The sequence below is a fragment of the Pseudomonas sp. L7 genome (assembly GCF_046605565.1).
Classification (GTDB): domain Bacteria; phylum Pseudomonadota; class Gammaproteobacteria; order Pseudomonadales; family Pseudomonadaceae; genus Aquipseudomonas; species Aquipseudomonas wayambapalatensis.
This window is the reverse complement of the sequence record NZ_CP176784.1, coordinates 5486751-5507595: the sequence shown is the minus strand read 5'-3', so window position 1 is coordinate 5507595 and position 20845 is coordinate 5486751. Positions and strand designations below refer to the sequence as shown.

The window sequence follows — 20845 nt, the reverse complement described above, 5'->3', positions numbered from 1 at the left end:
TGCGGCCTGCCGATACTGGGCCCCGTTCCATCCAACACCCCCATATTCCTGCTAGGAGCAAGGCATGAAACTGAAGCGTTTGATGGCGGCCCTGACCTTTGCCGCCGCTGGCGTCGCTGCCGCCAACGCGGTCGCCGCTGTCGACCCTGCTATCCCGACTTACACCAAGACCACTGGCGTATCGGGCAACCTCTCCAGCGTCGGTTCCGACACCCTCGCGAACCTGATGACTCTGTGGGCCGAGGCCTACAAGAAGGAATATCCGAACGTAAACATCCAGATCCAGGCTGCCGGCTCGTCCACCGCACCGCCCGCGCTGACCGAAGGCACCGCCAACCTGGGCCCGATGAGCCGCAAGATGAAGGACGTCGAGCTGCAGGCCTTCGAGCAGAAGTACGGCTACAAGCCGACCGCCATCCCGGTCGCTGTCGACGCCCTGGCCGTGTTCGTGCACAAGGACAACCCGATCAAGGGCCTGACCATGGCTCAGGTCGACGCCATCTTCTCCTCCACCCGCCTGTGCGGTGGCAAGGCCGAGATCAAGACCTGGGGTGACGTCGGTGTGACCGGCGACCTGGCCAACAAGCCAATCCAGCTGTTCGGCCGTAACTCGGTATCGGGCACCTACGGCTACTTCAAGGAAGAAGCCCTGTGCAAAGGCGACTTCAAGCCTAACGTCAACGAACAGCCTGGCTCGGCCTCGGTGGTGCAGTCGATCAGCTCCTCGCTGAACGGTATCGGCTACTCGGGTATCGGTTACAAGACCGCCAGCGTCAAGACCGTAGCCCTGGCCAAGAAGGAAGGCGGCGAGTTCATCGAAGACAACGAAGCCAACGCCCTGAACGGCACCTACCCGCTGTCGCGCTTCCTGTACGTCTACGTCAACAAGGCACCGAACAAGCCTCTGGCCCCGCTGGAAGCCGAGTTCGTGAAGCTGGTCCTGTCGCAGGCAGGCCAGCAGGTCGTGGTGAAGGATGGCTACATCCCGCTGCCGGCCAAAGTGGTCGAGAAGACCCTGGGTGACCTGGGCCTGTCCCACAAGTAATACGCGATACCCGGAAGGGGACGGCATCCGCTGCCGCCCCTTCCACGACTTTCTCCAGTCCGAAGCCAGGCACCCTGAGCGGCGGGCTTTTTTGCGTCACTACACTGTCATGTTTCTGTCATACGGGACCGCTAGGGTGTGCGCATGAATGATCTGGCCAATTCCAAGATGACCCCGAATACCCCTCCCGTGCGCATTGATTTCAATACGCCCGAGCTGCAACGCAAGCGCCGCCTGCGCGCGTTGAAGGATCGCCTGACCCGCTGGTATGTCCTGGTGGGCGGGCTTGCCGTGCTGGCAGCCATCACCCTGATCTTCTTCTACCTGGCTTATGTGGTGCTGCCGCTGTTCCAGGGCGCCGAGCTGACCAGCAAGAAGGCCCTGGAGCCGACCTGGCTGCAGCAGGATGCCGGCAAGCCGCTGATGATCGCCCTCGAGGAGCAGAACCTCGTGGGCATGCGCGTTTCCGACAAGGGCCAGGCGCTGTTCTTCGACACCAAGACCGGTGCCGAACTCAAGCGGGTCGAGCTGCCGTTGCCCGCGGGCACCACGGTCAGTTCGATCGGTACCGACCAGCCGGGTAGCCCGCTGGTGGTGCTGGGGCTGTCCAATGGCCAGGCGCTGGTGTTCCACCACACCTACAAGATCACCTACCCGGACAACAAGAAGACCATCAATGCGGGTATCGATTACCCCTATGGCCAGGATCCGTTCGTCCTCGACGAACAGGGCCGTGCGCTGGAGCACGTGAGCGTCAACCTCAATGGCGACACCCTGCTGCTGGCGGGTTCCACCGGTGCGCAACTGCAGGTGATCGAGCTGTCGCGCACTGAAAACATGATGACCGGCGAGACCACCACCGAGCAGAATCGCATCGCGCTGCCGCAGATGACCGAAACGGTGAAGAACATCTTCATCGACCCACGCCAGCAGTGGCTGTACGTGGTCAACGGTCGTGCCACCGCCGATGTCTTCAGCCTGCGCGAGAAGAGCCTCAACGGTCGCTACAAGCTCCTCGAGGACGGCAACGCCGAAATCACCGCCAGTGGCCAGCTGGTCGGTGGCATCTCGCTGATCTTCGGTGACTCCAAGGGTGGCCTGAGCCAGTGGTTCATGGCCCGCGACCCGGATGGCGAATCGCGCTTCAAACTGATCCGCAGCTTCCAGCTGGGCAAGGCGCCGATCGCCCAGATCGATGCCGAGGAACGTCGCAAGGGCTTCATCGCCCTGGACGCCGAAGGCAAGCTTGGTGTGTTCCACAGCACCGCGCACCGCACCCTGCTGGTCGAGCCGGTCGCCGATAGCGCCGGCGTACTGGCCCTGTCGCCGCGTGCCAACCGCATCATGATCGAAGAAGGCGGCAAGCTGCTGCCGCTGAGCCTGCGCAACCCGCACCCTGAAGTGTCCTTCAGCGCGCTGTGGGGCAAGGTCTGGTACGAGAACTACGACGAGCCGAAGTACGTCTGGCAGTCCACCGCTTCCAACACCGACTTCGAGCCCAAGCTGAGCCTGTCGCCGCTGACCTTCGGTACGCTCAAGGCCGCGTTCTACGCGATGATCCTGGCAGCACCGCTGGCCATTGCCGCGGCCATCTACACCGCCTACTTCATGGCGCCGGGCATGCGCCGCAAGGTCAAGCCGGTGATCGAGCTGATGGAAGCGATGCCGACGGTGATCCTCGGCTTCTTCGCCGGCCTGTTCCTCGCGCCGTATCTTGAAGGCCACCTCCCGGGCGTGTTCAGCCTGCTGCTGATCCTGCCGATCGGCATCCTGGTGGCGGGCTTCTCCTGGAGCCGCCTGCCGGAGTCGATCCGCCAGCGCATCCCGGATGGCTGGGAGGCCGCGATTCTGATCCCGGTGATCCTGGCGATCGGCTGGTTCGCGCTGTACATGAGCCCGTTCCTGGAGAGCTGGTTCTTCGGCGGCGACATGCGCCTGTGGATCAGCCACGACCTGAAAATCACCTACGACCAGCGCAACGCCCTGGTGGTGGGTATCGCCATGGGCTTCGCGGTCATCCCGAACATCTACTCGATCGCCGAAGACGCCGTGTTCAGCGTGCCGCGCAGCCTCACGCTGGGCTCGCTGGCGCTGGGTGCGACGCCCTGGCAGACCCTGACCCGCGTGGTCATCCTCACCGCAAGCCCGGGCATCTTCTCGGCGCTGATGATCGGCATGGGCCGGGCGGTGGGCGAGACCATGATCGTGCTCATGGCCACCGGCAACACTCCGGTGATGGAGATGAACCTGTTCGAGGGCATGCGCACCCTGGCCGCCAACGTGGCCGTGGAAATGCCCGAATCGGAAGTCGGCGGCAGCCACTATCGTGTGCTGTTCCTCGCCGCCCTCGTGCTGCTGATGTTCACCTTCATCATGAACACCTTGGCCGAGCTGATTCGCCAGCGTCTGCGCAAGAAATACTCGTCGCTTTGATAGAAAGGTAGAGATCCGTGAAAAAGGATTCCCTCAAAGGCTGGTTCAAGAGCGGTGCGCCGGGCGTTTGGATCAGCGGTGGCGCGGTCGCCATGGCGGTGATCATGACCGTCGGCCTGCTCGCCGTGATCGCGGTGCGCGGCCTGGGCCACTTCTGGCCGGCCGACCTGATCCAGGCCACCTACAAGGTGCCCGGCCAGGCCGATCATGTGATCGTCGGCGAAGTGGTGCAGAAGGAAGAAGTTCCGCGCGAGCGCCTCAAGAGCGCTGGCCTGCCGGTACCTGACCAGGGCCCGGAGTTCATGACCCGCGAACTGGTCAAGGTCGGTAACCGCGACCTCAACGGCAGCGACTTCACCTGGCTGGTCGGTGACTGGCTGGTGGACCAGAGCAAGCCCACCGACCTGATCGCCCTGGAGCGCCGCGAGTGGGGCAACTTCTATGGTTACCTGGTCAGCGTCAAGGAAGAGGGCCGTGTGGTCGCCGAAGGCCCGAGCGCCTGGAACGAACTGCAAAACCGTCTCAAGCGCGCCAGCGACCTGAATGACCAACTGGTGTCGCTCGAGAAGAAAGACATCGGCTCGATCAACCACGGCCTGGAGCGCCTGCGCCTGCACAGCCGCAAGCTGGAACTGCAGGGCAAGCTGGATGCGGCTGCCCAGGCCGATATCGAATCTGAGCGTGCTGAGCTGAACAGCCGCTACAAGACCATCGAGGAGCGCCTGACCGGCCTGCACCAGGCTTTCGCCCGCGACAGCCTGGTGGCCCGCGACGCCAACGGCCGCCAGGTGGAGATCAACCTGAGCAAGGTGGTGCATGCCATCCAGCCTAACGGCATGTCGGCGATGACCAAGATGGGCGCCTACTTCAGCAAGGTCTGGGAGTTCCTCAGCGACGACCCGCGTGAAGCCAACACCGAAGGCGGTATCTTCCCGGCCATCTTCGGCACGGTGATGATGACCCTGATCATGGCCGTGATCGTCACCCCGTTCGGCGTGCTGGCGGCGGTCTACCTGCGCGAGTACGCCAGGCAAGGCCCGGTCACCCGGCTGATCCGCATCGCGGTGAACAACCTGGCCGGCGTGCCGGCAATCGTCTATGGCGTGTTCGGCCTGGGCTTCTTCGTCTACGTGCTGGGTGGCTCGATCGACCGGCTGTTCTTCCCCGAATCGCTGCCGGCGCCTACGCTGGGCACGCCTGGCCTGTTGTGGGCCTCGCTGACCCTGGCGCTGCTGGCGGTCCCGGTGGTGATCGTCGCCACCGAAGAAGGCCTGGCGCGGATTCCGCGTACGGTGCGCGAGGGCTCGCTGGCCCTGGGTGCGACCAAGGCCGAGACACTGTGGAAGATCGTTCTGCCGATGGCCAGCCCGGCGATGATGACCGGCATGATCCTCGCCGTGGCGCGCGCCGCAGGCGAGGTGGCGCCGCTGATGCTGGTGGGTGTAGTGAAACTGGCGCCGTCGCTGCCGGTGGACGGCAACTACCCTTACCTGCACCTCGACCAGAAGATCATGCACCTGGGCTTCCACATCTACGACGTCGGCTTCCAGAGCCCCAACGTCGAGGCCGCACGGCCGCTGGTCTACGCCACGGCGCTGCTGCTGGTGCTGGTGATCGCGACCCTCAACCTCTCGGCGGTGTGGATCCGTAACCACCTGCGCGAGAAGTACAAGGCGCTCGACAGCTGAATCTGATTGCAAGCGGGCCGCCCGCAGAGCGAGCGGCCCTGTGAAACGAATTGATAGCGTATGGAGTTGACCATGCAGCAAGAATCCCACTCCCACGGCATCGACATGTCGGCCCTGGGCCGCGACAAGCAGAGCCTGCGCCTGGCCGAAGAGACCGTGGCTATCGAAGTCCCGGGCCTGTCGCTGTTCTACGGCGACAAGCAGGCGCTGTTCGATGTGCAGATGAACATCCCCAAACAGCGCGTGACCGCCTTCATTGGCCCGTCCGGCTGCGGCAAGTCCACGCTGCTGCGCACCTTCAACCGCATGAACGACCTGGTCGATGGCTGCCGCGTGGAAGGTGCCATCAACCTGTACGGCAACAACATCTACCGCAAGGGCGAGGATGTGGCCGAGTTGCGCCGCCGGGTGGGCATGGTGTTCCAGAAGCCCAACCCTTTCCCCAAGACCATCTACGAGAACGTGGTCTATGGCCTGCGTATCCAGGGGATCAACAAGAAGCGCGTGCTCGACGAAGCGGTCGAGTGGGCGCTCAAGGGCGCGGCGTTGTGGGATGAGGTCAAGGACCGCCTGCACGACTCGGCGCTGGGGCTGTCCGGTGGTCAGCAGCAGCGTCTGGTGATCGCCCGTACCATCGCCGTGGAGCCTGAGGTGCTGTTGCTCGATGAGCCGTGCTCGGCACTGGACCCGATCTCCACGCTGAAGGTCGAAGAGCTGATCTACGAGCTGAAGTCCAAGTACACCATCGTCATCGTGACCCACAACATGCAGCAGGCGGCGCGCGTCTCCGACTACACCGCGTTCATGTACATGGGCAAGCTGATCGAATTCGGTGATACCGACACGCTCTTCACCAATCCGGCGAAGAAGCAGACCGAAGACTACATTACCGGGCGTTACGGCTAGCAGCGCGGCGATTCGGCGCCCCGACAAGCCCGCTCCTACAGGATTCAGGGACTAAAGAACGATGATCAACAAAGAAAGCCTTACCCATCACATCTCCCAGCAGTTCAACGCCGAACTCGAGGAAGTGCGCAGCCACCTGCTGGCGATGGGGGGCCTGGTCGAGAAGCAGGTCAACGATGCCGTGACCGCGCTGATCGAAGCCGATTCGGGCCTGGCCCAGCAGGTGCGTGAGGTCGATGAACAGATCAACCAGATGGAGCGCAACATCGACGAGGAGTGCGTACGCATCCTCGCCCGTCGCCAGCCGGCGGCGTCCGACCTGCGTCTGATCATCAGCATCTCCAAGTCGGTAATCGACCTGGAGCGCATCGGCGACGAATCGACCAAGATCGCTCGCCGCGCCATTCAGCTGTGCGAGGAAGGCGAGTCGCCCCGTGGCTACGTCGAGGTGCGCCACATCGGCGACCAGGTGCGCAACATGGTCCGTGATGCACTGGACGCCTTCGCCCGTTTCGACGCCGAGCTGGCACTGTCGGTGGCCCAGTACGACAAGACCATCGACCGCGAGTACAAGACCGCGCTGCGCGAGCTGGTCACCTACATGATGGAAGACCCTCGTTCGATCTCGCGGGTGTTGAGCGTCATCTGGGCCCTGCGCTCGCTGGAGCGTATCGGCGACCACGCCCGCAATATCTCGGAGCTGGTGATCTACCTGGTGCGTGGCACCGATGTTCGCCACATGGGCCTCAAGCGCATGAAGGCCGAGGTCCAGGGCGACACCTCCGGCGCTGCCGAAAAGGCTAATGTTCCGGACGAATCGGACGATAAGTAATATTGCTCCCGAGCATCAACGCCCGGCCTCGTCCGGGCGTTTTCGTTTGTGGCAGATACAGCAGGCACCCGCGAACAGTCTTGAAACGTCCCGGCGTGACCAGTGGTTTGGCAAATTGCCATCAGTCGGCGGTATGCTAGTCGGGATTCAAGAGGAGTATCGATGAGTAAAGTCAATGTGCTGGTCGTGGACGATGCGCCGTTCATCCGCGACCTGGTGAGGAAGTGCCTGCGCAATGCCTTCCCGGGCATGGTCATCGAAGACGCGGTCAATGGCCGCAAGGCCATGGCCATGCTGAGCAAGGAACGTTTCGACCTGGTCCTGTGCGACTGGGAGATGCCGGAGATGTCTGGCCTCGAGCTGCTGACCTGGTGCCGTCAGCAGGAAGAAATGAAAGCCCTGCAGTTCATCATGGTGACCAGCCGGGGTGACAAGGAGAACGTGATCCAGGCCATCCAGGCCGGAGTCTCCGACTTCGTCGGCAAGCCGTTCACCAATGAACAGCTGCTGACCAAGGTGAAGAAATCCCTGACCAAGATCGGCAAGCTCGAGGCTCTGGTGGCGGGCGCGCCGGCGCGAGTCAATTCGGCCTTTGCCAACGATTCGCTGAGCGCCCTGACGGGCGGCAAGCCCGAGGCTGTGAAGGTCGCGCCAACGCCTGCACCGACTGCGGCTGCCAAGCCGTTGATCAATGCACCGACGCCACAAAGCGCCGCTGCAGCCGCCCAGAGTGGGCGTGGCCAGGGGCAGTTGCGCCTGTCGAGCGGCATCCAGCCCTGCGTGATCAAGGCCCTGAGCCTCAAGGAAGCGCTGTTGGTGGTGCGCCGCAGTGCTGCGCTGCCGCAGGTGCTCGAAGGCGCGGTGCTCGACCTGGAGCAGGGCGAGAGCGCCGAGGTGGCGCGCTTGAACGGTTACCTGCACGCCATCGCTGCGCTCGAACCCAAGCCTGAGAGCGACTGGTTGCAACTGACGTTCAAGTTCGTCGATCAGGATGCTCAGAAGCTCGATTACCTGTCGCGATTGATCGCCCGCGGGACTGCGCAGAAGCACTTCACTCCGGGCGGTTGATCCGCTGTTCCACCTCCCTGCAGGAGCGGCACAAGGCCCCTCCTGCAGAAGTCGGGTCGGCCACCCGACCAACAGTCATTCCCCCGGTGTAACCCGCTGCTAGGCTCAAGACATAACAACTGTCAAAAAGCCACTATCATGCGCGCCTGCCTGCTGCTGTCCCTGCTCGTGGCTTCGGCACCGGGCATGGCCATGACCCTCTACAGCACCACCGACACCTTCGGCGTGGCGTCCTATTCCTATCAGCCCAGCCCTGGTGCACGGGCAATGGCGCTGCGCGAGCCGATGGTCGAACGTCTCGACGATCAAGTCCGCCTGCATCCCGAGGCACTGGTTGGCGGTGTGCGTTTTTCGGCGCGCAACGACCTGTTCGCACCCGTGGAGGTCGAGCTGCGTCTGGAAGGCCTGGTCAACGCGCGCGACGGCAATGCTCCGCGTCTCGTTCGACGTGTGCTGGCGCCGCGTTCCACGCAGGTGCTGAGCGTGGTGATGGCGCGTCCGGGCAACCAGCTGAAATACCGGGCCAAGCTACGCCATGCCATGGGCGACCCCGCTCAGCGCCCGCAGGCGTATCGCTACCCGTTCCCTTGGCGCGGCGGGCCGTTCCGGTTGAGCCAGGGGCCCAATGGGCGCTACAGCCATTTCGGCCCCAAGGGGCGCTACGCCATGGACATCGCCATGCCCGAAGGCACACCGATCATCGCCGCCAGGGGCGGGGTGGTGGTGAAGATGGAGAATCGTCAGACCGGACGCGGTAACAATCCTTCTGGCAACTTCGTACGCATCCTGCACGCAGACGGCACCATGGGTGTCTATCTGCACCTGATGCGTGGGTCAGTGGTGGTAGCCGAAGGGCAACGCGTGGCGCAGGGGGAGGTGCTGGGCAAGTCAGGCAACACCGGCAACAGCAGTGGGCCGCACCTGCATTTCGTGGTGCAGCGCAATGTGGGGCTGGCGCTGGAGTCGATTCCCTACCGCTTCGACCGTCCGATTGGCGGGTTGCCGGACTTCACGGCAGGGAATCCTTGAACAGCGCTGTCAATCGAGCTTCAGCACCTTGGCCAGGACGATCTTCGGCCCTTTCATCTTCTTGATGATGATGCGCAGGCCTTCGACTTCCAGCACTTCCTCTTCCTCGGGCACGCGCTTGAGCGACTCGTAGACCAGGCCGGCGAGGGTCTCGGCCTCGATATGGTCAAGGTCGATGCCCAGCAGGCGTTCGACCTTGAACAGCGGCGTGTCGCCCCGCACCAGCAGCTTGCCCGGCTGGTAGGCGAGGATGCCGCGTTCGGCCTTGCGGTGTTCGTCCTGGATATCGCCGACCAGTACTTCCAGCACGTCTTCCATGGTCAGGTAGCCGATCACCTTGCCATCGGCTTCCTCGACCAGCACGAAGTGCGCACCGCCCTTGCGGAACTGTTCGAGCAACTGCGACAGCGGCATGTGTCGCGATACGCGCTCCAACGGTCGGGCCAGGTCTTCCAGGTCGATGGTTTCAGGGAGGTGGTCCAGTTCGGCCAGCTCCAGCAGCAGGTCCTTGATGTGCAGCAGGCCGGTGAACTCTTCGCGCTCGGCGTCGTACACCGGGTAGCGGCTGAACTTGTGGCGGCGGAACATCGCCAGGATGTTCTTCAGCGGTGCCTTGGCGTCGAGCACCACCATGTCTTCACGGGAGTTGGCCCAGTCGACCACCTCCAGCTCGCCCATTTCCACCGCCGAGGCCAGCACGCGCATGCCTTGGTCGCTTGGGTCCTGGCCGCGGCTGGAGTGCAGGATCAGCTTGAGCTCTTCACGGCTGTAGTGGTGCTCATGGTGCGGCCCGGGCTCGCCCTGGCCGGCGATGCGCAGGATGGTGTTGGCGCTGGCGTTGAGCAGGTAGATCGCTGGATACATCAGCCAGTAGAACAGGTACAGCGGCACTGCCGTCCACAGCGAAAGCAGCTCGGGCTTGCGGATCGCCCAGGATTTGGGTGCCAGCTCCCCGACCACGATGTGCAGGTACGAGATCACGAAGAAGGCGACGAAGAACGACACGGCCTTGATCAGTTCCGGGCTGTCGACGCCCAGGTAGGCCAGCAGCGGTTCGAGCAGGTGGGCGAAGGCCGGCTCTCCGACCCAGCCCAGGCCCAGCGAGGCCAGGGTGATGCCCAATTGGCAGGCCGACAGGTAGGCGTCGAGCTGGTTGTGTACCTTGCGCAGGATGCTGCCGCGCCAGCCGTGCAGCTCGGCGATGGATTCGACGCGGGTAGAGCGCAGCTTGACCATGGCGAACTCGGCGGCAACGAAGAAGCCGTTGAGCACTACCAGGAACAGGGCAAAGAGAATCATGCCGAAATCGGCGAATACAGAGGCGAGGCTGATACCAGGGGAAGGGTCCATGATGGAGTTTTTACGGGGTCCGTCTTTGAAAGAGAGAGAAAAAAAGTGCCAGCTCTAGCTGGCACAGGGGATCCAATGTAGCGGCTGAAGCTGCAAAAGCAAAGGGGATGCTTTTTGCCGTGGGGATTCTCAGCTGCGATTTGCCGCCAATTGTGCCGGCGCAAAATGACAGGTGAACGTGCTGCCATGCCCCGGCACGCTGCTGATTTCAAGCTTGGCGCGATGGCGCATCAGCACATGCTTGACGATCGCCAGGCCCAGCCCGGTGCCGCCGGTGTTGGAGGCGCGGCTGGAGTCGACGCGGTAGAAGCGTTCGGTCAGGCGCGGCAGGTGCTTGGCGTCGATGCCCACCCCCGAGTCCTGCACGCTCAGGTGTGCCCCTTGCTCGTCGGCCCACCAGCGGATGCGAATGGTGCCTTCCTCCTGGGTGTACTTGACCGCATTGAACACCAGGTTGGAGAAGGCGCTGCGCAGTTCCGACTCGCTGCCTTTCAGGCGCAGGCCCGGCGCGGCTTCCAGTGAGATGTGCTGGCGCTTGGGCCCGGACAGCGCCTGCGCGTCGCCCTTGATCGACTGCAGCAGGGTATCCACCGCCACCGGCTGGTTGTCCGAGGGATAGTCGGTCGCTTCCAGCTTGGCCAGCAGCAACAGGTCGTTGAGCAGGGTCTGCATGCGCGAGCCTTGCTGGCTCATCTGCTGCAGCGCACGGGCCCAGCGTGGGTTCACGTCTTCGACGTTGTCCAGCAGGGTTTCGAGGTAGCCGGTGATCACCGTCAGCGGGGTGCGCAGTTCGTGGGAGACGTTGGCGACGAAGTCCTTGCGCATCTGTTCGAGCTGGTGGATGCGGGTCACGTCGCGCACCAGCATCAGGTGCTCGTTGTTGCCGTAGCGGGTGATGTGCAGTTGCACGCGCAGGCGGTCATTGATCGGCGAGGGGATTTCCAGCGGTTCGACGTAGTTTTCCGCTTCGAAGTATTCCTTGAAGCGCGGATGACGGACCAGGTTGGTGACCGGTTGTCCGCCATCCTGGGGCGTCTTGAAGCCCAGCAGGGTTTCGGCGGCGCGGTTCCACCACTCCAGGTTGCCATCGCTGTCGAGCATGATCACCGCATCGCGCAGGGCAGCGGTGGACTCCTGAACCCGGTCGATCACCGCTTGCAGGCGCCCGCGGACACGCTGGTCGCGGCGCTGCAGGTGATAGATGCTGTCGAACACTTCGCCCCACAGCCCGTAGCCGTCCGGCGGCGCTTCGTCGGGCTGGTGGTTGCGCAGCCATTCGTGCAGGCGCAGCAACTGCTTGAGGGTCCAGCCCAGGTAGAGCGCCAGGCCAACCGCCAGGCTCCAGCCGTATTGTCCGCTGACCAGCCCGCCGAGCAGACAGACGCTGATCAGCAGGAGCAGGTGGCGAATCAGGGTCGCGTGCCAGTTCGGGTTCAATTCACAGTCCTTGTACAGCGGCTTGCAGCGAAGCGTGCGGGCGTGTCAGCTCTTGGTCGAGAAACGGTAGCCGGTGCCGCGGACGGTTTGTACCAGATTTTCGTAGGCCTCACCCAGTGCCTTGCGCAGACGACGGATGTGCACGTCGACGGTGCGCTCCTCGACATAGACGTTGCCGCCCCAGACCTGGTCGAGCAGCTGGCCACGGGTGTAGGCGCGCTCCTGGTGGGTCATGAAGAACTGCAGCAGGCGGTACTCGGTCGGGCCCATCTCGGCGGGTTTGCCGTCGATGGTCACGCGGTGGCTGATCGGGTCGAGCAGCAGGCCGCCGACTTCGATCGGTGCCTCGCTGTCGCTCGGGCCGGTGCGGCGCAGCACGGCCTTGAGGCGGGCCACCAGCTCGCGGGGCGAGAACGGCTTGGTGATGTAGTCGTCGGCGCCGACTTCCAGGCCCTGGATCTTGTTGTCCTCTTCGCCCTTGGCGGTGAGCATGATGATCGGGATGTCCCCGGTCAGCTCGTCGCGCTTGAGGCGGCGTGCCAGTTCGATGCCGGAGGTGCCGGGCAGCATCCAGTCCAGCAGGATCAGGTCCGGCTTGCGGTCGACGATGATGGCGTGGGCCTGCTGGGAGTTCTCTGCCTCGAGGCAGTCGTAGCCGGCCATTTCCAATGCAACGGCGATCATCTCGCGAATAGGCGCTTCGTCGTCGACGATCAGAATGTTCCTGCCAACCATGCTCAAAACTCTCCCATCTATGGTGTCTTGGCCCGCATTAGATAACGGAATTATTGCAGCTGTGTGACAAGGCGTTGGCCGTTCTGGCGACATTGCGTGACTGGGCTAGGCTTCACAGGGCCGCTGCGGCGGTGTTCTCCCTCCTTCCCCCCCGACACGATGGTGATTCCAATGACACGACATACGCTGAGCTGGATGGCCCTTTTCGCTGCGCTGGCATTGCCGGGGGTGGCGTCGGCGCACCATGCGATGGAGAAGGACGGCATGTGGGTCGACCATGCCGGCATGACCCTGTACACCTTCGACAAGGATGCCGGAGGCAAGTCGATGTGCAACGGTGAATGCGCAACCAACTGGCCGCCGCTGCTGGTCAAGGCCGAGGATGAAGCTGCCAAGGACAAGTGGACGGTGATCGAGCGGGATGATGGCAAGAAGCAGTGGGCTTACGACGGCAAGCCGCTGTACACCTTCATCAAGGACAAGAAAGCCGGAGACAAGACCGGTGATGGCGTGAAGGACGTCTGGCATATCGCCAAACCCTGAAGCGTGCGCGGATTTTGTGGGTGCAACTGTCTTGCTCAAAAATCTGAGGCCTGCCCAATCCCCTGTGGGAGCGGGTTTACCCGCGAAAAAGACACCGCGCTGCATGGCACGGGCTACGCCCGTGTTCGCGGGACAAGCCCGCTCCCACAGGGATTGGGCAGGCCTCAGATTTTGAGCAAGACAGTTGCTCTTGCCCTCAGCGCAGCGCGTAATCCAGCACCACGCCGATGAAGATCAACAGCCCCGCCCAGTGATTGTGCAGGAACGCCTTGAAGCAGGCATCGCGATCCAGCGTACGGGTCGACCAGAACTCCCAGGCGAAGCAGGCCAGGGCGCCCAGCAGCCCCAGGTGGAACCAGCCCCCCAGTTCGAAGCGATTGCCGGCCAGCAACAGGCAGCCGAGCGACAGCACCTGCAAGGTCAGGATGATCACCCGATCGGCCTCGCCGAACAGGATCGCCGTGGATTTCACGCCGATCTTCAGGTCGTCGTCGCGATCGACCATCGCATAGTAGGTGTCGAAGGCTACCGTCCACAGCAGGTTGGCGATGTACAGCAGCCAGGCCGCTGCTGGCAGCTCACCTCCCGCGGCCGTGAAGGCCATGGGAATGCCCCATGAATAGGCGGCACCCAGCACCACCTGCGGGTAGTAGGTGTAGCGCTTCATGAACGGGTAGCAGAACGCCAGGGCAACGCCGCCAAACGAAAGCCACACGGTGCTGGCGTTGGTGCACAGCACCAGCAGGAAACTTATTCCGGTCAGCACCACGAACAGCATCACCGCCTCGCGCGGCTTTACCCGGCCGCTGGCCAGGGGGCGGTCGGCGGTGCGCTTGACGTGGCCATCGACCTTGCGGTCGGCGAAGTCATTGATCGCGCAGCCCGCCGCGCGCATCAACGCTACTCCGAGGCCGAAGATCAGCACGTTGGCCAGGGTTGGTGCACCCTTGGCAGCGATCCACACCGCCGCCAGCGTGGGCCACAGCAACAGGTAGATGCCGATGGGGCGATCCAGGCGGCTGAGCTGGACGAAGTCCCAGGCCCTGGGATGCAGGCGGTTGAGCGACTTGAGCAGGTGCAGGTACATCAGGACGATACCTCCTTGTCCGCCTGCCACATCGCGGGCAGGAATACCTCGGCGACCAGCAGGTCCAGGCCATCGCGCTCGAAGCGCGAGCGGCGGCCCCAGAGGTTGGCGCTGGCCACTTCCGTCGGCAACCACGCCTGTGGGTACGTGCACACCTCGATGGGATGGCGAATGAACGCCTGGTCGCAGAACAGCAGTTCGCCGAGCGAGCGGCTGCCCAGGGTTTCCAGGTCGAGGCCGCCGCGCTCCAAGGCCTCGCGGCTGGCGACGCTGCGGGCAAATACCCAGGGCCGGTCATGGCCACGCAGATAGACTTCACGCACCCAGCCCTGCGCGCCTGGCGCAAGATCCAGGGCAAGGCATTCGTCGTCACGCAGTGGCTGCCAGCCTTCGAACAGCGGCGTCACGCAGAAGTGGTCGTGGGAGAGGCGGGTCAGGCGACGAGTCAGGGAGCCTTCGTCGAACAGCCAGTCGAGGGTGCGCTGGTCGAGGTCGCTCGCCAGCTGTGGATACGCCAGCCACGCGACAGCGGCTGCTTGCGGGGATTCGTACGACACGTCGGTATGCTTGTTACATCCAGAGAGGCGGCGAGCTTAGCATGATTGCCGGGTTTGCTTGCATACTGCCAGCCGGGCCAGTACAAAGCCCGTCATGAATTGCGCGGTGAGTCCTTCGCGGCAAAGGGCCATCAGCAGCAACACAACGCCTGACCGAGGAACCCTGATGAAGAAGTGGCAATGCATTGTCTGTGGGCTGATCTACGACGAAGCCGAGGGCTGGCCGGACGACGGGATCGCTCCGGGCACCCGTTGGGAAGACGTGCCGGAAGACTGGCTGTGCCCCGACTGCGGTGTAGGCAAGAGCGACTTCGAAATGATCGCCATCGGCTGATCGACGACCCCCTGCAAGAGGAAGCACGACATGACGTCCCCCGTGGTGATCATCGGCACAGGCCTTGCGGGCTACAACCTGGCCCGGGAGTTTCGCAAGCTCGACGCTGACACGCCGCTGTTGCTGATCACTGCCGACGACGGTCGCTCTTATTCCAAGCCCATGCTTTCCACCGGCTTTGCCAAGCACAAGGACGCCGACGGTCTGTGCATGGCCGAGCCGGGAGCCATGGCCGAGCAGCTCAAGGCCGAGATTCGTACCCATACCCGCATCAGCGGCATCGATCCTGGCCACAAGCGCCTGTGGATCGGCGAGGAGGCGGTGCCCTACCGCGACCTGGTGCTGGCTTTGGGCGCGCAGACGGTACAGGTGCCGGTCGAGGGCGACGGCGCCGAGCTGGTTTTTCCGATCAACGACCTGGAAGACTACGCGCGCTTTCGTGCCGCCGCTGTCGGCAAGCGGCGCGTGCTGCTGCTCGGTGCCGGGCTGATCGGCTGCGAGTTTGCCAACGACCTCACGTTGGGTGGCTACCAGTGCGACGTGGTGGCGCCCTGTGAGCAGGTGATGCCGACCCTACTGCACCCCGCCGCCGCCAAGGCGGTGCAGGCAGGCCTGGAAGCCTTGGGTGTGCGTTTCCACCTGGGGCCGGTGCTGACTCGTCTGCAACGCTCGGGCGATGGCCTGGAGGCTCACTTGTCCGATGGCCGAACGATTGCCTGCGACCTGGTGGTCTCGGCCGTCGGCCTGCGACCGCGTACAGACCTTGCCGCCGCTGCCGGGCTGCAGGTCAATCGTGGCGTGGTGGTGGATCGCCAGCTGCGCACCTCCCACGCCAACATCTTCGCCCTGGGCGACTGCGCCGAAGTGGAGGGCATCAACCTGCTCTACGTCATGCCGCTGATGGCCTGCGCCCGCGCGCTGGCGCAGACGCTGGTCGGCAACACCACGGCTGTGAGCTACGGTCCGATGCCTGTCACGGTAAAGACGCCCGCGTGTCCGCTGGTGGTTTCGCCACCCCCGATGGGCCGGGAGGGCACCTGGCAGGTCGAAGGGCAGGGCAGCGACCTGAAAGTGCTGTGCTACGGCGCTGATGGCCAATTGCTGGGTTATGCCCTAACGGGCTCGGCGGTGATGGAAAAGCTGGCGCTGAATCGGCAGCTTCCGCCGCTTATGGCCTGAATGCCGTTCGAACTGTCGCATTTGGCCTGTCCTTGGCGCGACAATGGCCGCCCAGACACTGGCGCGGCCTCGGTGAGCGTGCCATTCTCACTTCCGTCTGCCGCAGATTAGAGCCTGCGGCGCCTTGGGCGCTGCTTTCGCAGGTAGCACGGCATAACAACAAAAATCCCGTCAAAGAGGCTTCACTATGCGTAAACCAGAACTCGCCGCCGTCATCGCCGAAAAGGCCGATCTGACCAAGGAAAAGGCCAATCAGGTGCTGAACGCGATTCTCGACAGCATCACTGGCGCGCTCGACAAGGATACCGTCACCCTGGTCGGGTTCGGCACCTTCGAGAAGCGTCACCGCGGCGCGCGCACCGGCAAGAACCCACAGACCGGTCAACCGGTGAAGATCAAGGCCAGCAACACTGTTGCCTTCAAACCTGGCAAGAACCTGCGTGACAGCGTCAACGCTCCCGCCAAGCCAGCCAAGAAAGGCAAGTGATCGATTCCTGACACCCCAGTGTCATCCGAACGGGCGCCCCAGGGCGCCCGTTGTGCTTTCTGACGTATGGAAACAATGTGGCGAGCTGGCGTAAAAAGTTTAAGAAAGGGATAAACTGCGCGCTTCAGTCATATTTCAATCGAGGCGCGTTGATGAAGTTTCGCTTTCTTCTCTGGGCCATGGGTCTGCTGATGGCCAGGGCCAGCCGCAACAACCCGGCTTTCCAGCAGCAACTGCGCGACAAGGACCTGGTGTTCCAGATGCAGACCTTGGACGGCAAGGTGGCCCGGCATTTCACGGTGAGTGGTGAGCGCATCAGCAGCAAGGGTGGCCTGCACCCACAGCCGGCCTTTGCCATTGCCTTCAAGGATGCCGCGTTCGGCTTTGCCACCCTGCAGGCTGGCAACAAGCAGTTGGCGTTCATGCAGGGGATTCAGGACAAGAACATCCAGATCAAGGGCAACCCGGCACTGGTGATCTGGTTCCAGGGGCTGATGAAGTACCTCAAACCTCGCAAGAAGAAGGGCTGATTCGGCCTGTGCAGGAACGGGAAACCCCGCTCCTGCCAGTCAGTGCGGCGCCTGGAACTGCGATGCCAGTTCGCGCAGCAACGCTTCGGCTTCCAGTACCTTGCTGACTACGTCCTCCGCCTTGTCGCGCGTCAGCCCCAGGCGTTCGAGCAGCGCATCCGGAATCTCTTCCTGCGGCCCTGAACCGATGCCCCGCGAACGCAGCAGCGACGTGGCCAGGCACACGAGGTTCGGGTAGGCCGAATACTCGCCTTCATAGCTTGGGTCATGCTGGAAGCGCAGCGCTGCAGACAGCTCGTCCGGCATGTCCCACAGTTTCATCAGCCAGGCGCCGATCTGCTCGCGGCTGATGCCCAGCAGGTGCTGCTCGACATAGCTGTGGTACAGGTGCGGGTTGACCTCAAGATGACGACAGATCAGCGAGAAATGCGGCGGGAACACGTGGGCCAGCAGCAGATAGCCGAAGTTGTGCAGCAGCCCCGCCAGGTAGGTGAGGCCGGCTTCGGGGCGTTCGGCGCGCGGCATGGCGCGGGTCAGGCCTTCGATCACTGCGGCCGTGTAGATCGACTGCTGCCAGTAAGGCGTGGCTTGTTGCGGGTGATCTTTCGGCAGGCTCAGGGTCTTGCCCAGGGCCAGGCCCAGCGCCAGGTTGATCACCAGGTCGAAGCCCAGCACGCGAACGATGGCATCTTCCACCGAGCGGATCTTGCCGGGTGACGCGTAGTAGGGCGATGCAGCCCAACTGACTACCTGGGCGGCCAGTGCCGGGTCCGTTTCGACCACGCCGGTGATGTCGTCGACGCTGGCGTTGGGGTCGACGCGCAGCTTGATGATCTTCTGCGCGGTATCGGCCAGCGGCGGGATCTCGATGGTCTGCTCCAGGCGCTGCTGGATGCGTCGGGCAGTGAAGGCCTGGACCGCGTTGGAGATTTCCTTGGTGTCGTCGTGGGGGCGGTCGAGGTTGCGCTGGATACTTTCGACTTCAAGGCCAAAGCTGCCTGCAGTGGCCTTGCTCAGCATGCGCTTGAAATTGTCGCGGTCGATCTCGAGCAGCAGGCCCACCTCGCCGGACTGGATCAGCAGCGAGTCGGCGTCCAGCAGCCGCTCATCGTACAGGCACGGCGAACTGGTCAGGGCCGGGATAGCCGGCAACGCCTTGAGCTGGTGCTTGTCGAGCATCTTCTTCAGACGCTCCAGCGGCACGGCCTTGAGTGTGCGACCGGTCAGCTCTTCCAGGCGCTTCAGGTCCAGCAGGTGGCTCTGGGGGAACAGCACCATGAGCGCGCCGACTTCGTCGTCCAGCAGAACGGCCTGGACGCGCGATTTCGCGGGCAGCCGCGGGTGTTCGGACACCTCGCGATAGACTACGCCGAGCTTTTCCAGCAGCAGTCGGATGACCGACGGAGCGTGCGGGGTTGCGGTGTCCAAGGCCACTTCAGTCATGGTCTGTTTCCAAAGGTGTCTTTTTAAACGCGAAGTATAACCATCCTGAGCCCCGAACTGGGGCACGAATGGGACCGGCGTCACACTTGGCCGTATTGTTGGCCGTGACGCAGCCACCGATCCAGCAGCGGGCTGACATGATCGGGCCAGCGTGCCAGCAATGCCTGTGCGGCGTCGCGTACCGCGGGCAGCAGGTCGGCGTCACGCATCAGGTCGGCGACCTTGAATTGCAGCAGGCCGGTCTGGCGGGTGCCGAGCATTTCGCCGGGGCCGCGCAGCTCGAGATCCTTCTCGGCGATGATGAAGCCATCGTTGGTCTCACGCATGATCCCTAAGCGTTCGCGGCCGATCTGCGACAGTGGCGGGTGATAGAGCAGCACGCAATGGCTGACTGCGCTGCCCCGACCGACCCGGCCACGCAACTGGTGAAGCTGGGCCAGGCCCAGGCGCTCAGGGTTTTCGATGATCATCAGGCTGGCGTTGGGCACGTCCACCCCCACTTCGATCACCGTGGTGGCCACCAGCAGTTGCAGATGGCCGGCCTTGAATTCGGCCATCACTGCGGCTTTTTCCGCAGGCTTCATGCGCCCGTGGATCAGGCCCACACGCAGCTCGCCGAGCGCGCTGCCAAGCTCTTCGAACGTACTCTCGGCGGCCTGGCAGGTCAGTTCTTCGGATTCTTCGATCAGGGTGCACACCCAGTAGGCCTGCCGCCCTTCGGCGCAGGCAGCGCGGACCCGCTCGACCACCTCGAAGCGGCGGCTGTCGGCCACCAGCACGGTATTGACCGGCGTTCGACCAGGCGGCAGCTCATCAAGAATGGAGGTGTCGAGGTCGGCGTAGGCGCTCATGGCAAGGGTACGCGGGATGGGAGTGGCGGTCATGATCAACTGGTGCGGGCACAGTGTGCCGTTCACGCCCTTCTTGCGCAGGGCCAGCCGTTGCTGCACGCCGAAACGGTGCTGCTCGTCGATGATCGCCAGGGCCAGGTGGCGAAACTTCACTTCTTCCTGGAACAGCGCATGGGTGCCGACCACCATGGGGGCGCCGCCGGCGATCTGCTCCAGCGCACTGGCGCGGGCCTTGCCCTTGAGCTTGCCGGCCAGCCAGGCGACTTCTATGCCCAAGGGTTCGAGCCAGCGCTTGAAGGTGATGTAGTGCTGTTCGGCGAGGATCTCGGTAGGCGCCATCAGCGCGACCTGGTAACCGGCCTCCAACGCCTGCAGCGCTGCCAGCGCAGCAACCACGGTCTTGCCGGCACCCACGTCACCTTGCACCAGGCGCATCATCGGTTCTGGCTGGCTGAGGTCGTAGGCGATCTCGTTGCCGACCCGCTGCTGGGCACCGGTGGGGCTGAATCCGAGGTTGGCCAGGTATTGTCCGGGCAGGCGGCTGGCCTTGGGCAGCACCGGGGCTCGCAGGGCGCGCAGGCTCTCACGCAGGCGCTGCTGGGAGAGCTGGTGCGTGAGCAGTTCCTCGAACGCGAGGCGGTGCTGGGCCCAGTGCTGGCCTTCGGCAAGCTCGTCGAGGTCGGCGTCGGCGGGTGGGTTGTGCAGATAGCGAATGGCGTCGTCCAGTGGCGCCAGGTGATAGTCGCGGGCCAGCTCATCCGGCAGCCAGTCGGGCAGGCTACGCGGGCCGAGCTTGCTCAGGCTGAGCTGGCAGAGCAGGCGCAGACGCTGCTGGGTGAGGCCTTCGGTGGTCGGGTAGATCGGGGTGAGCGTCTGCTCGACCGGCGGTGGCGGCTCGTCGCCGTTGAGCGCGCGGTATTCCGGATGATAGATCTCAAGGCCAGAGGCGCCGGGGCGTGCTTCACCGTAGCAGCGTAGGTGGGTGCCACGCTTGAGGCCTTCTTTCTGCGCGTTGCTGAAGTGATAGAAGCGCAGGCTCAGCACGCCCGTGCCGTCGCCCAGGCGCACTACCAAGCTGCGGCGCTTGCCCATGGTCACGTCGGCACCGCTGACCACGCCTTCGATCACGGCATCCTGACCCGGACGCAGGGCGCCGATCGGTACGACGCGGGTGCGATCCTGATAGCGCAGTGGCAGGTGGAACAGCAAGTCCTGCAGGCTTTCCAGGCCGACCTTGGCGAGCTTTTCCGCCAAGGCCTCGCCGACGCCCTTGAGCTCTGTGACCGGGACCTTCGACAACTCCGTCATGGC

At 63.7% G+C, this 20845-nt stretch carries 19 protein-coding genes; 12 read left to right on the top strand and 7 right to left on the bottom strand.

Features of this window, described 5'->3' with window-relative positions; genetic code table 11:
* The first annotated feature begins 64 nt into the window (after nt 1-64).
* From ACK3BK_RS25050 to ACK3BK_RS25020, 7 genes are all read left to right on the top strand, one after another.
* Nucleotides 65-1045: a phosphate ABC transporter substrate-binding protein PstS gene (locus ACK3BK_RS25050; RefSeq protein WP_054892958.1), complete on the top strand. Its 981-nt coding sequence runs from the start codon at nt 65-67 to the stop codon at nt 1043-1045.
* 144 nt (nt 1046-1189) lie between these two features.
* Nucleotides 1190-3478: an ABC transporter permease subunit gene (locus ACK3BK_RS25045; RefSeq protein WP_186670100.1), complete on the top strand. Its 2289-nt coding sequence runs from the start codon at nt 1190-1192 to the stop codon at nt 3476-3478.
* Between the two features lie 17 nt (nt 3479-3495).
* Nucleotides 3496-5166, top strand: coding sequence for a phosphate ABC transporter permease PstA (gene pstA / locus ACK3BK_RS25040; protein ID WP_411383505.1), 1671 nt, complete (start codon nt 3496-3498; stop codon nt 5164-5166).
* 72 nt (nt 5167-5238) lie between these two features.
* The gene (gene pstB, locus ACK3BK_RS25035) at nt 5239-6072 is read left to right on the top strand and encodes a phosphate ABC transporter ATP-binding protein PstB (protein ID WP_054892955.1); all 834 of its coding nucleotides are present in this window, start codon (nt 5239-5241) and stop codon (nt 6070-6072) included.
* Between the two features lie 61 nt (nt 6073-6133).
* Nucleotides 6134-6904, top strand: coding sequence for a phosphate signaling complex protein PhoU (phoU, locus tag ACK3BK_RS25030; protein WP_186670095.1), 771 nt, complete (start codon nt 6134-6136; stop codon nt 6902-6904).
* A gap of 162 nt (nt 6905-7066) precedes the next feature.
* Complete coding sequence (locus ACK3BK_RS25025; protein ID WP_186670093.1) at nt 7067-7972, top strand: response regulator; 906 nt, start codon at nt 7067-7069, stop codon at nt 7970-7972.
* Between the two features lie 138 nt (nt 7973-8110).
* Nucleotides 8111-9001: a M23 family metallopeptidase gene (locus tag ACK3BK_RS25020; RefSeq protein WP_288377714.1), complete on the top strand. Its 891-nt coding sequence runs from the start codon at nt 8111-8113 to the stop codon at nt 8999-9001.
* A 9-nt stretch (nt 9002-9010) separates the two neighbouring features.
* Here the strand turns inward: ACK3BK_RS25020 and ACK3BK_RS25015 are convergent, their stop codons facing one another.
* The 3 genes from ACK3BK_RS25015 to phoB all read right to left on the bottom strand — a co-directional run bounded on the left by ACK3BK_RS25015 (nt 9011) and on the right by phoB (nt 12523).
* On the bottom strand, nt 9011-10351 hold the full coding sequence (locus ACK3BK_RS25015) for a hemolysin family protein (RefSeq protein ID WP_186670089.1): 1341 nt from the start codon (nt 10349-10351) through the stop codon (nt 9011-9013).
* 129 nt (nt 10352-10480) lie between these two features.
* Complete coding sequence (gene phoR, locus ACK3BK_RS25010) at nt 10481-11788, bottom strand: phosphate regulon sensor histidine kinase PhoR (protein ID WP_288377715.1); 1308 nt, start codon at nt 11786-11788, stop codon at nt 10481-10483.
* A 45-nt stretch (nt 11789-11833) separates the two neighbouring features.
* Nucleotides 11834-12523, bottom strand: a complete 690-nt coding sequence (gene phoB, locus ACK3BK_RS25005; protein WP_003253341.1) for a phosphate regulon transcriptional regulator PhoB — start codon at nt 12521-12523, stop codon at nt 11834-11836.
* A gap of 171 nt (nt 12524-12694) precedes the next feature.
* Here phoB and ACK3BK_RS25000 point away from each other — a divergent pair, with 171 nt between their 5' ends.
* Complete coding sequence (locus tag ACK3BK_RS25000; protein ID WP_186710929.1) at nt 12695-13066, top strand: hypothetical protein; 372 nt, start codon at nt 12695-12697, stop codon at nt 13064-13066.
* A 196-nt stretch (nt 13067-13262) separates the two neighbouring features.
* Here the strand turns inward: ACK3BK_RS25000 and ubiA are convergent, their stop codons facing one another.
* Nucleotides 13263-14153, bottom strand: coding sequence for a 4-hydroxybenzoate octaprenyltransferase (gene ubiA, locus ACK3BK_RS24995; RefSeq protein WP_186670083.1), 891 nt, complete (start codon nt 14151-14153; stop codon nt 13263-13265).
* Nucleotides 14153-14710 (bottom strand): chorismate--pyruvate lyase family protein, encoded by a 558-nt coding sequence (locus ACK3BK_RS24990; protein ID WP_411383504.1) that lies wholly within the window; start codon nt 14708-14710, stop codon nt 14153-14155. Before ACK3BK_RS24990 ends, ubiA begins: the two co-directional genes overlap by 1 nt.
* 166 nt (nt 14711-14876) lie before the next feature.
* Here ACK3BK_RS24990 and ACK3BK_RS24985 point away from each other — a divergent pair, with 166 nt between their 5' ends.
* From ACK3BK_RS24985 to ACK3BK_RS24970, 4 genes are all read left to right on the top strand, one after another.
* Nucleotides 14877-15044 carry a rubredoxin gene (locus ACK3BK_RS24985; protein WP_011536423.1) on the top strand — a complete coding sequence of 56 codons (168 nt, stop codon included), beginning with the start codon at nt 14877-14879 and terminating at the stop codon, nt 15042-15044.
* Nucleotides 15045-15074: 30 nt separating this feature from the next.
* On the top strand, nt 15075-16223 hold the full coding sequence (locus ACK3BK_RS24980; RefSeq protein ID WP_186670079.1) for an NAD(P)/FAD-dependent oxidoreductase: 1149 nt from the start codon (nt 15075-15077) through the stop codon (nt 16221-16223).
* A 187-nt stretch (nt 16224-16410) separates the two neighbouring features.
* On the top strand, nt 16411-16710 hold the full coding sequence (locus ACK3BK_RS24975) for an HU family DNA-binding protein (RefSeq protein ID WP_016394014.1): 300 nt from the start codon (nt 16411-16413) through the stop codon (nt 16708-16710).
* A 152-nt stretch (nt 16711-16862) separates the two neighbouring features.
* Nucleotides 16863-17240 (top strand): helicase, encoded by a 378-nt coding sequence (locus ACK3BK_RS24970; protein WP_186670077.1) that lies wholly within the window; start codon nt 16863-16865, stop codon nt 17238-17240.
* Nucleotides 17241-17279: 39 nt separating this feature from the next.
* Here ACK3BK_RS24970 and ACK3BK_RS24965 read toward each other — a convergent pair whose 3' ends face one another.
* On the bottom strand, nt 17280-18683 hold the full coding sequence (locus ACK3BK_RS24965) for an aminoacyl-tRNA deacylase and HDOD domain-containing protein (protein WP_288377718.1): 1404 nt from the start codon (nt 18681-18683) through the stop codon (nt 17280-17282).
* Between the two features lie 80 nt (nt 18684-18763).
* Complete coding sequence (gene recG, locus ACK3BK_RS24960; RefSeq protein WP_411383503.1) at nt 18764-20842, bottom strand: ATP-dependent DNA helicase RecG; 2079 nt, start codon at nt 20840-20842, stop codon at nt 18764-18766.
* Nucleotides 20843-20845 lie beyond the last annotated feature (3 nt).

Coding starts and splice junctions, on each gene's coding strand:
- ACK3BK_RS25050 (WP_054892958.1), top strand. CDS start 65: ATGAAACTGAAGCGTTTGATGGCGGCCCTGACCTTTGCCGCCGCTGGC.
- ACK3BK_RS25045 (WP_186670100.1), top strand. CDS start 1,190: ATGAATGATCTGGCCAATTCCAAGATGACCCCGAATACCCCTCCCGTG.
- pstB (WP_054892955.1), top strand. CDS start 5,239: ATGCAGCAAGAATCCCACTCCCACGGCATCGACATGTCGGCCCTGGGC.
- phoU (WP_186670095.1), top strand. CDS start 6,134: ATGATCAACAAAGAAAGCCTTACCCATCACATCTCCCAGCAGTTCAAC.
- ACK3BK_RS25025 (WP_186670093.1), top strand. CDS start 7,067: ATGAGTAAAGTCAATGTGCTGGTCGTGGACGATGCGCCGTTCATCCGC.
- ACK3BK_RS25020 (WP_288377714.1), top strand. CDS start 8,111: ATGCGCGCCTGCCTGCTGCTGTCCCTGCTCGTGGCTTCGGCACCGGGC.
- ACK3BK_RS25015 (WP_186670089.1), bottom strand. CDS start 10,351: ATGGACCCTTCCCCTGGTATCAGCCTCGCCTCTGTATTCGCCGATTTC.
- phoB (WP_003253341.1), bottom strand. CDS start 12,523: ATGGTTGGCAGGAACATTCTGATCGTCGACGACGAAGCGCCTATTCGC.
- ACK3BK_RS25000 (WP_186710929.1), top strand. CDS start 12,695: ATGACACGACATACGCTGAGCTGGATGGCCCTTTTCGCTGCGCTGGCA.
- ubiA (WP_186670083.1), bottom strand. CDS start 14,153: ATGTACCTGCACCTGCTCAAGTCGCTCAACCGCCTGCATCCCAGGGCC.
- ACK3BK_RS24985 (WP_011536423.1), top strand. CDS start 14,877: ATGAAGAAGTGGCAATGCATTGTCTGTGGGCTGATCTACGACGAAGCC.
- ACK3BK_RS24980 (WP_186670079.1), top strand. CDS start 15,075: ATGACGTCCCCCGTGGTGATCATCGGCACAGGCCTTGCGGGCTACAAC.
- ACK3BK_RS24975 (WP_016394014.1), top strand. CDS start 16,411: ATGCGTAAACCAGAACTCGCCGCCGTCATCGCCGAAAAGGCCGATCTG.
- ACK3BK_RS24970 (WP_186670077.1), top strand. CDS start 16,863: ATGAAGTTTCGCTTTCTTCTCTGGGCCATGGGTCTGCTGATGGCCAGG.
- ACK3BK_RS24965 (WP_288377718.1), bottom strand. CDS start 18,683: ATGACTGAAGTGGCCTTGGACACCGCAACCCCGCACGCTCCGTCGGTC.
- recG (WP_411383503.1), bottom strand. CDS start 20,842: ATGACGGAGTTGTCGAAGGTCCCGGTCACAGAGCTCAAGGGCGTCGGC.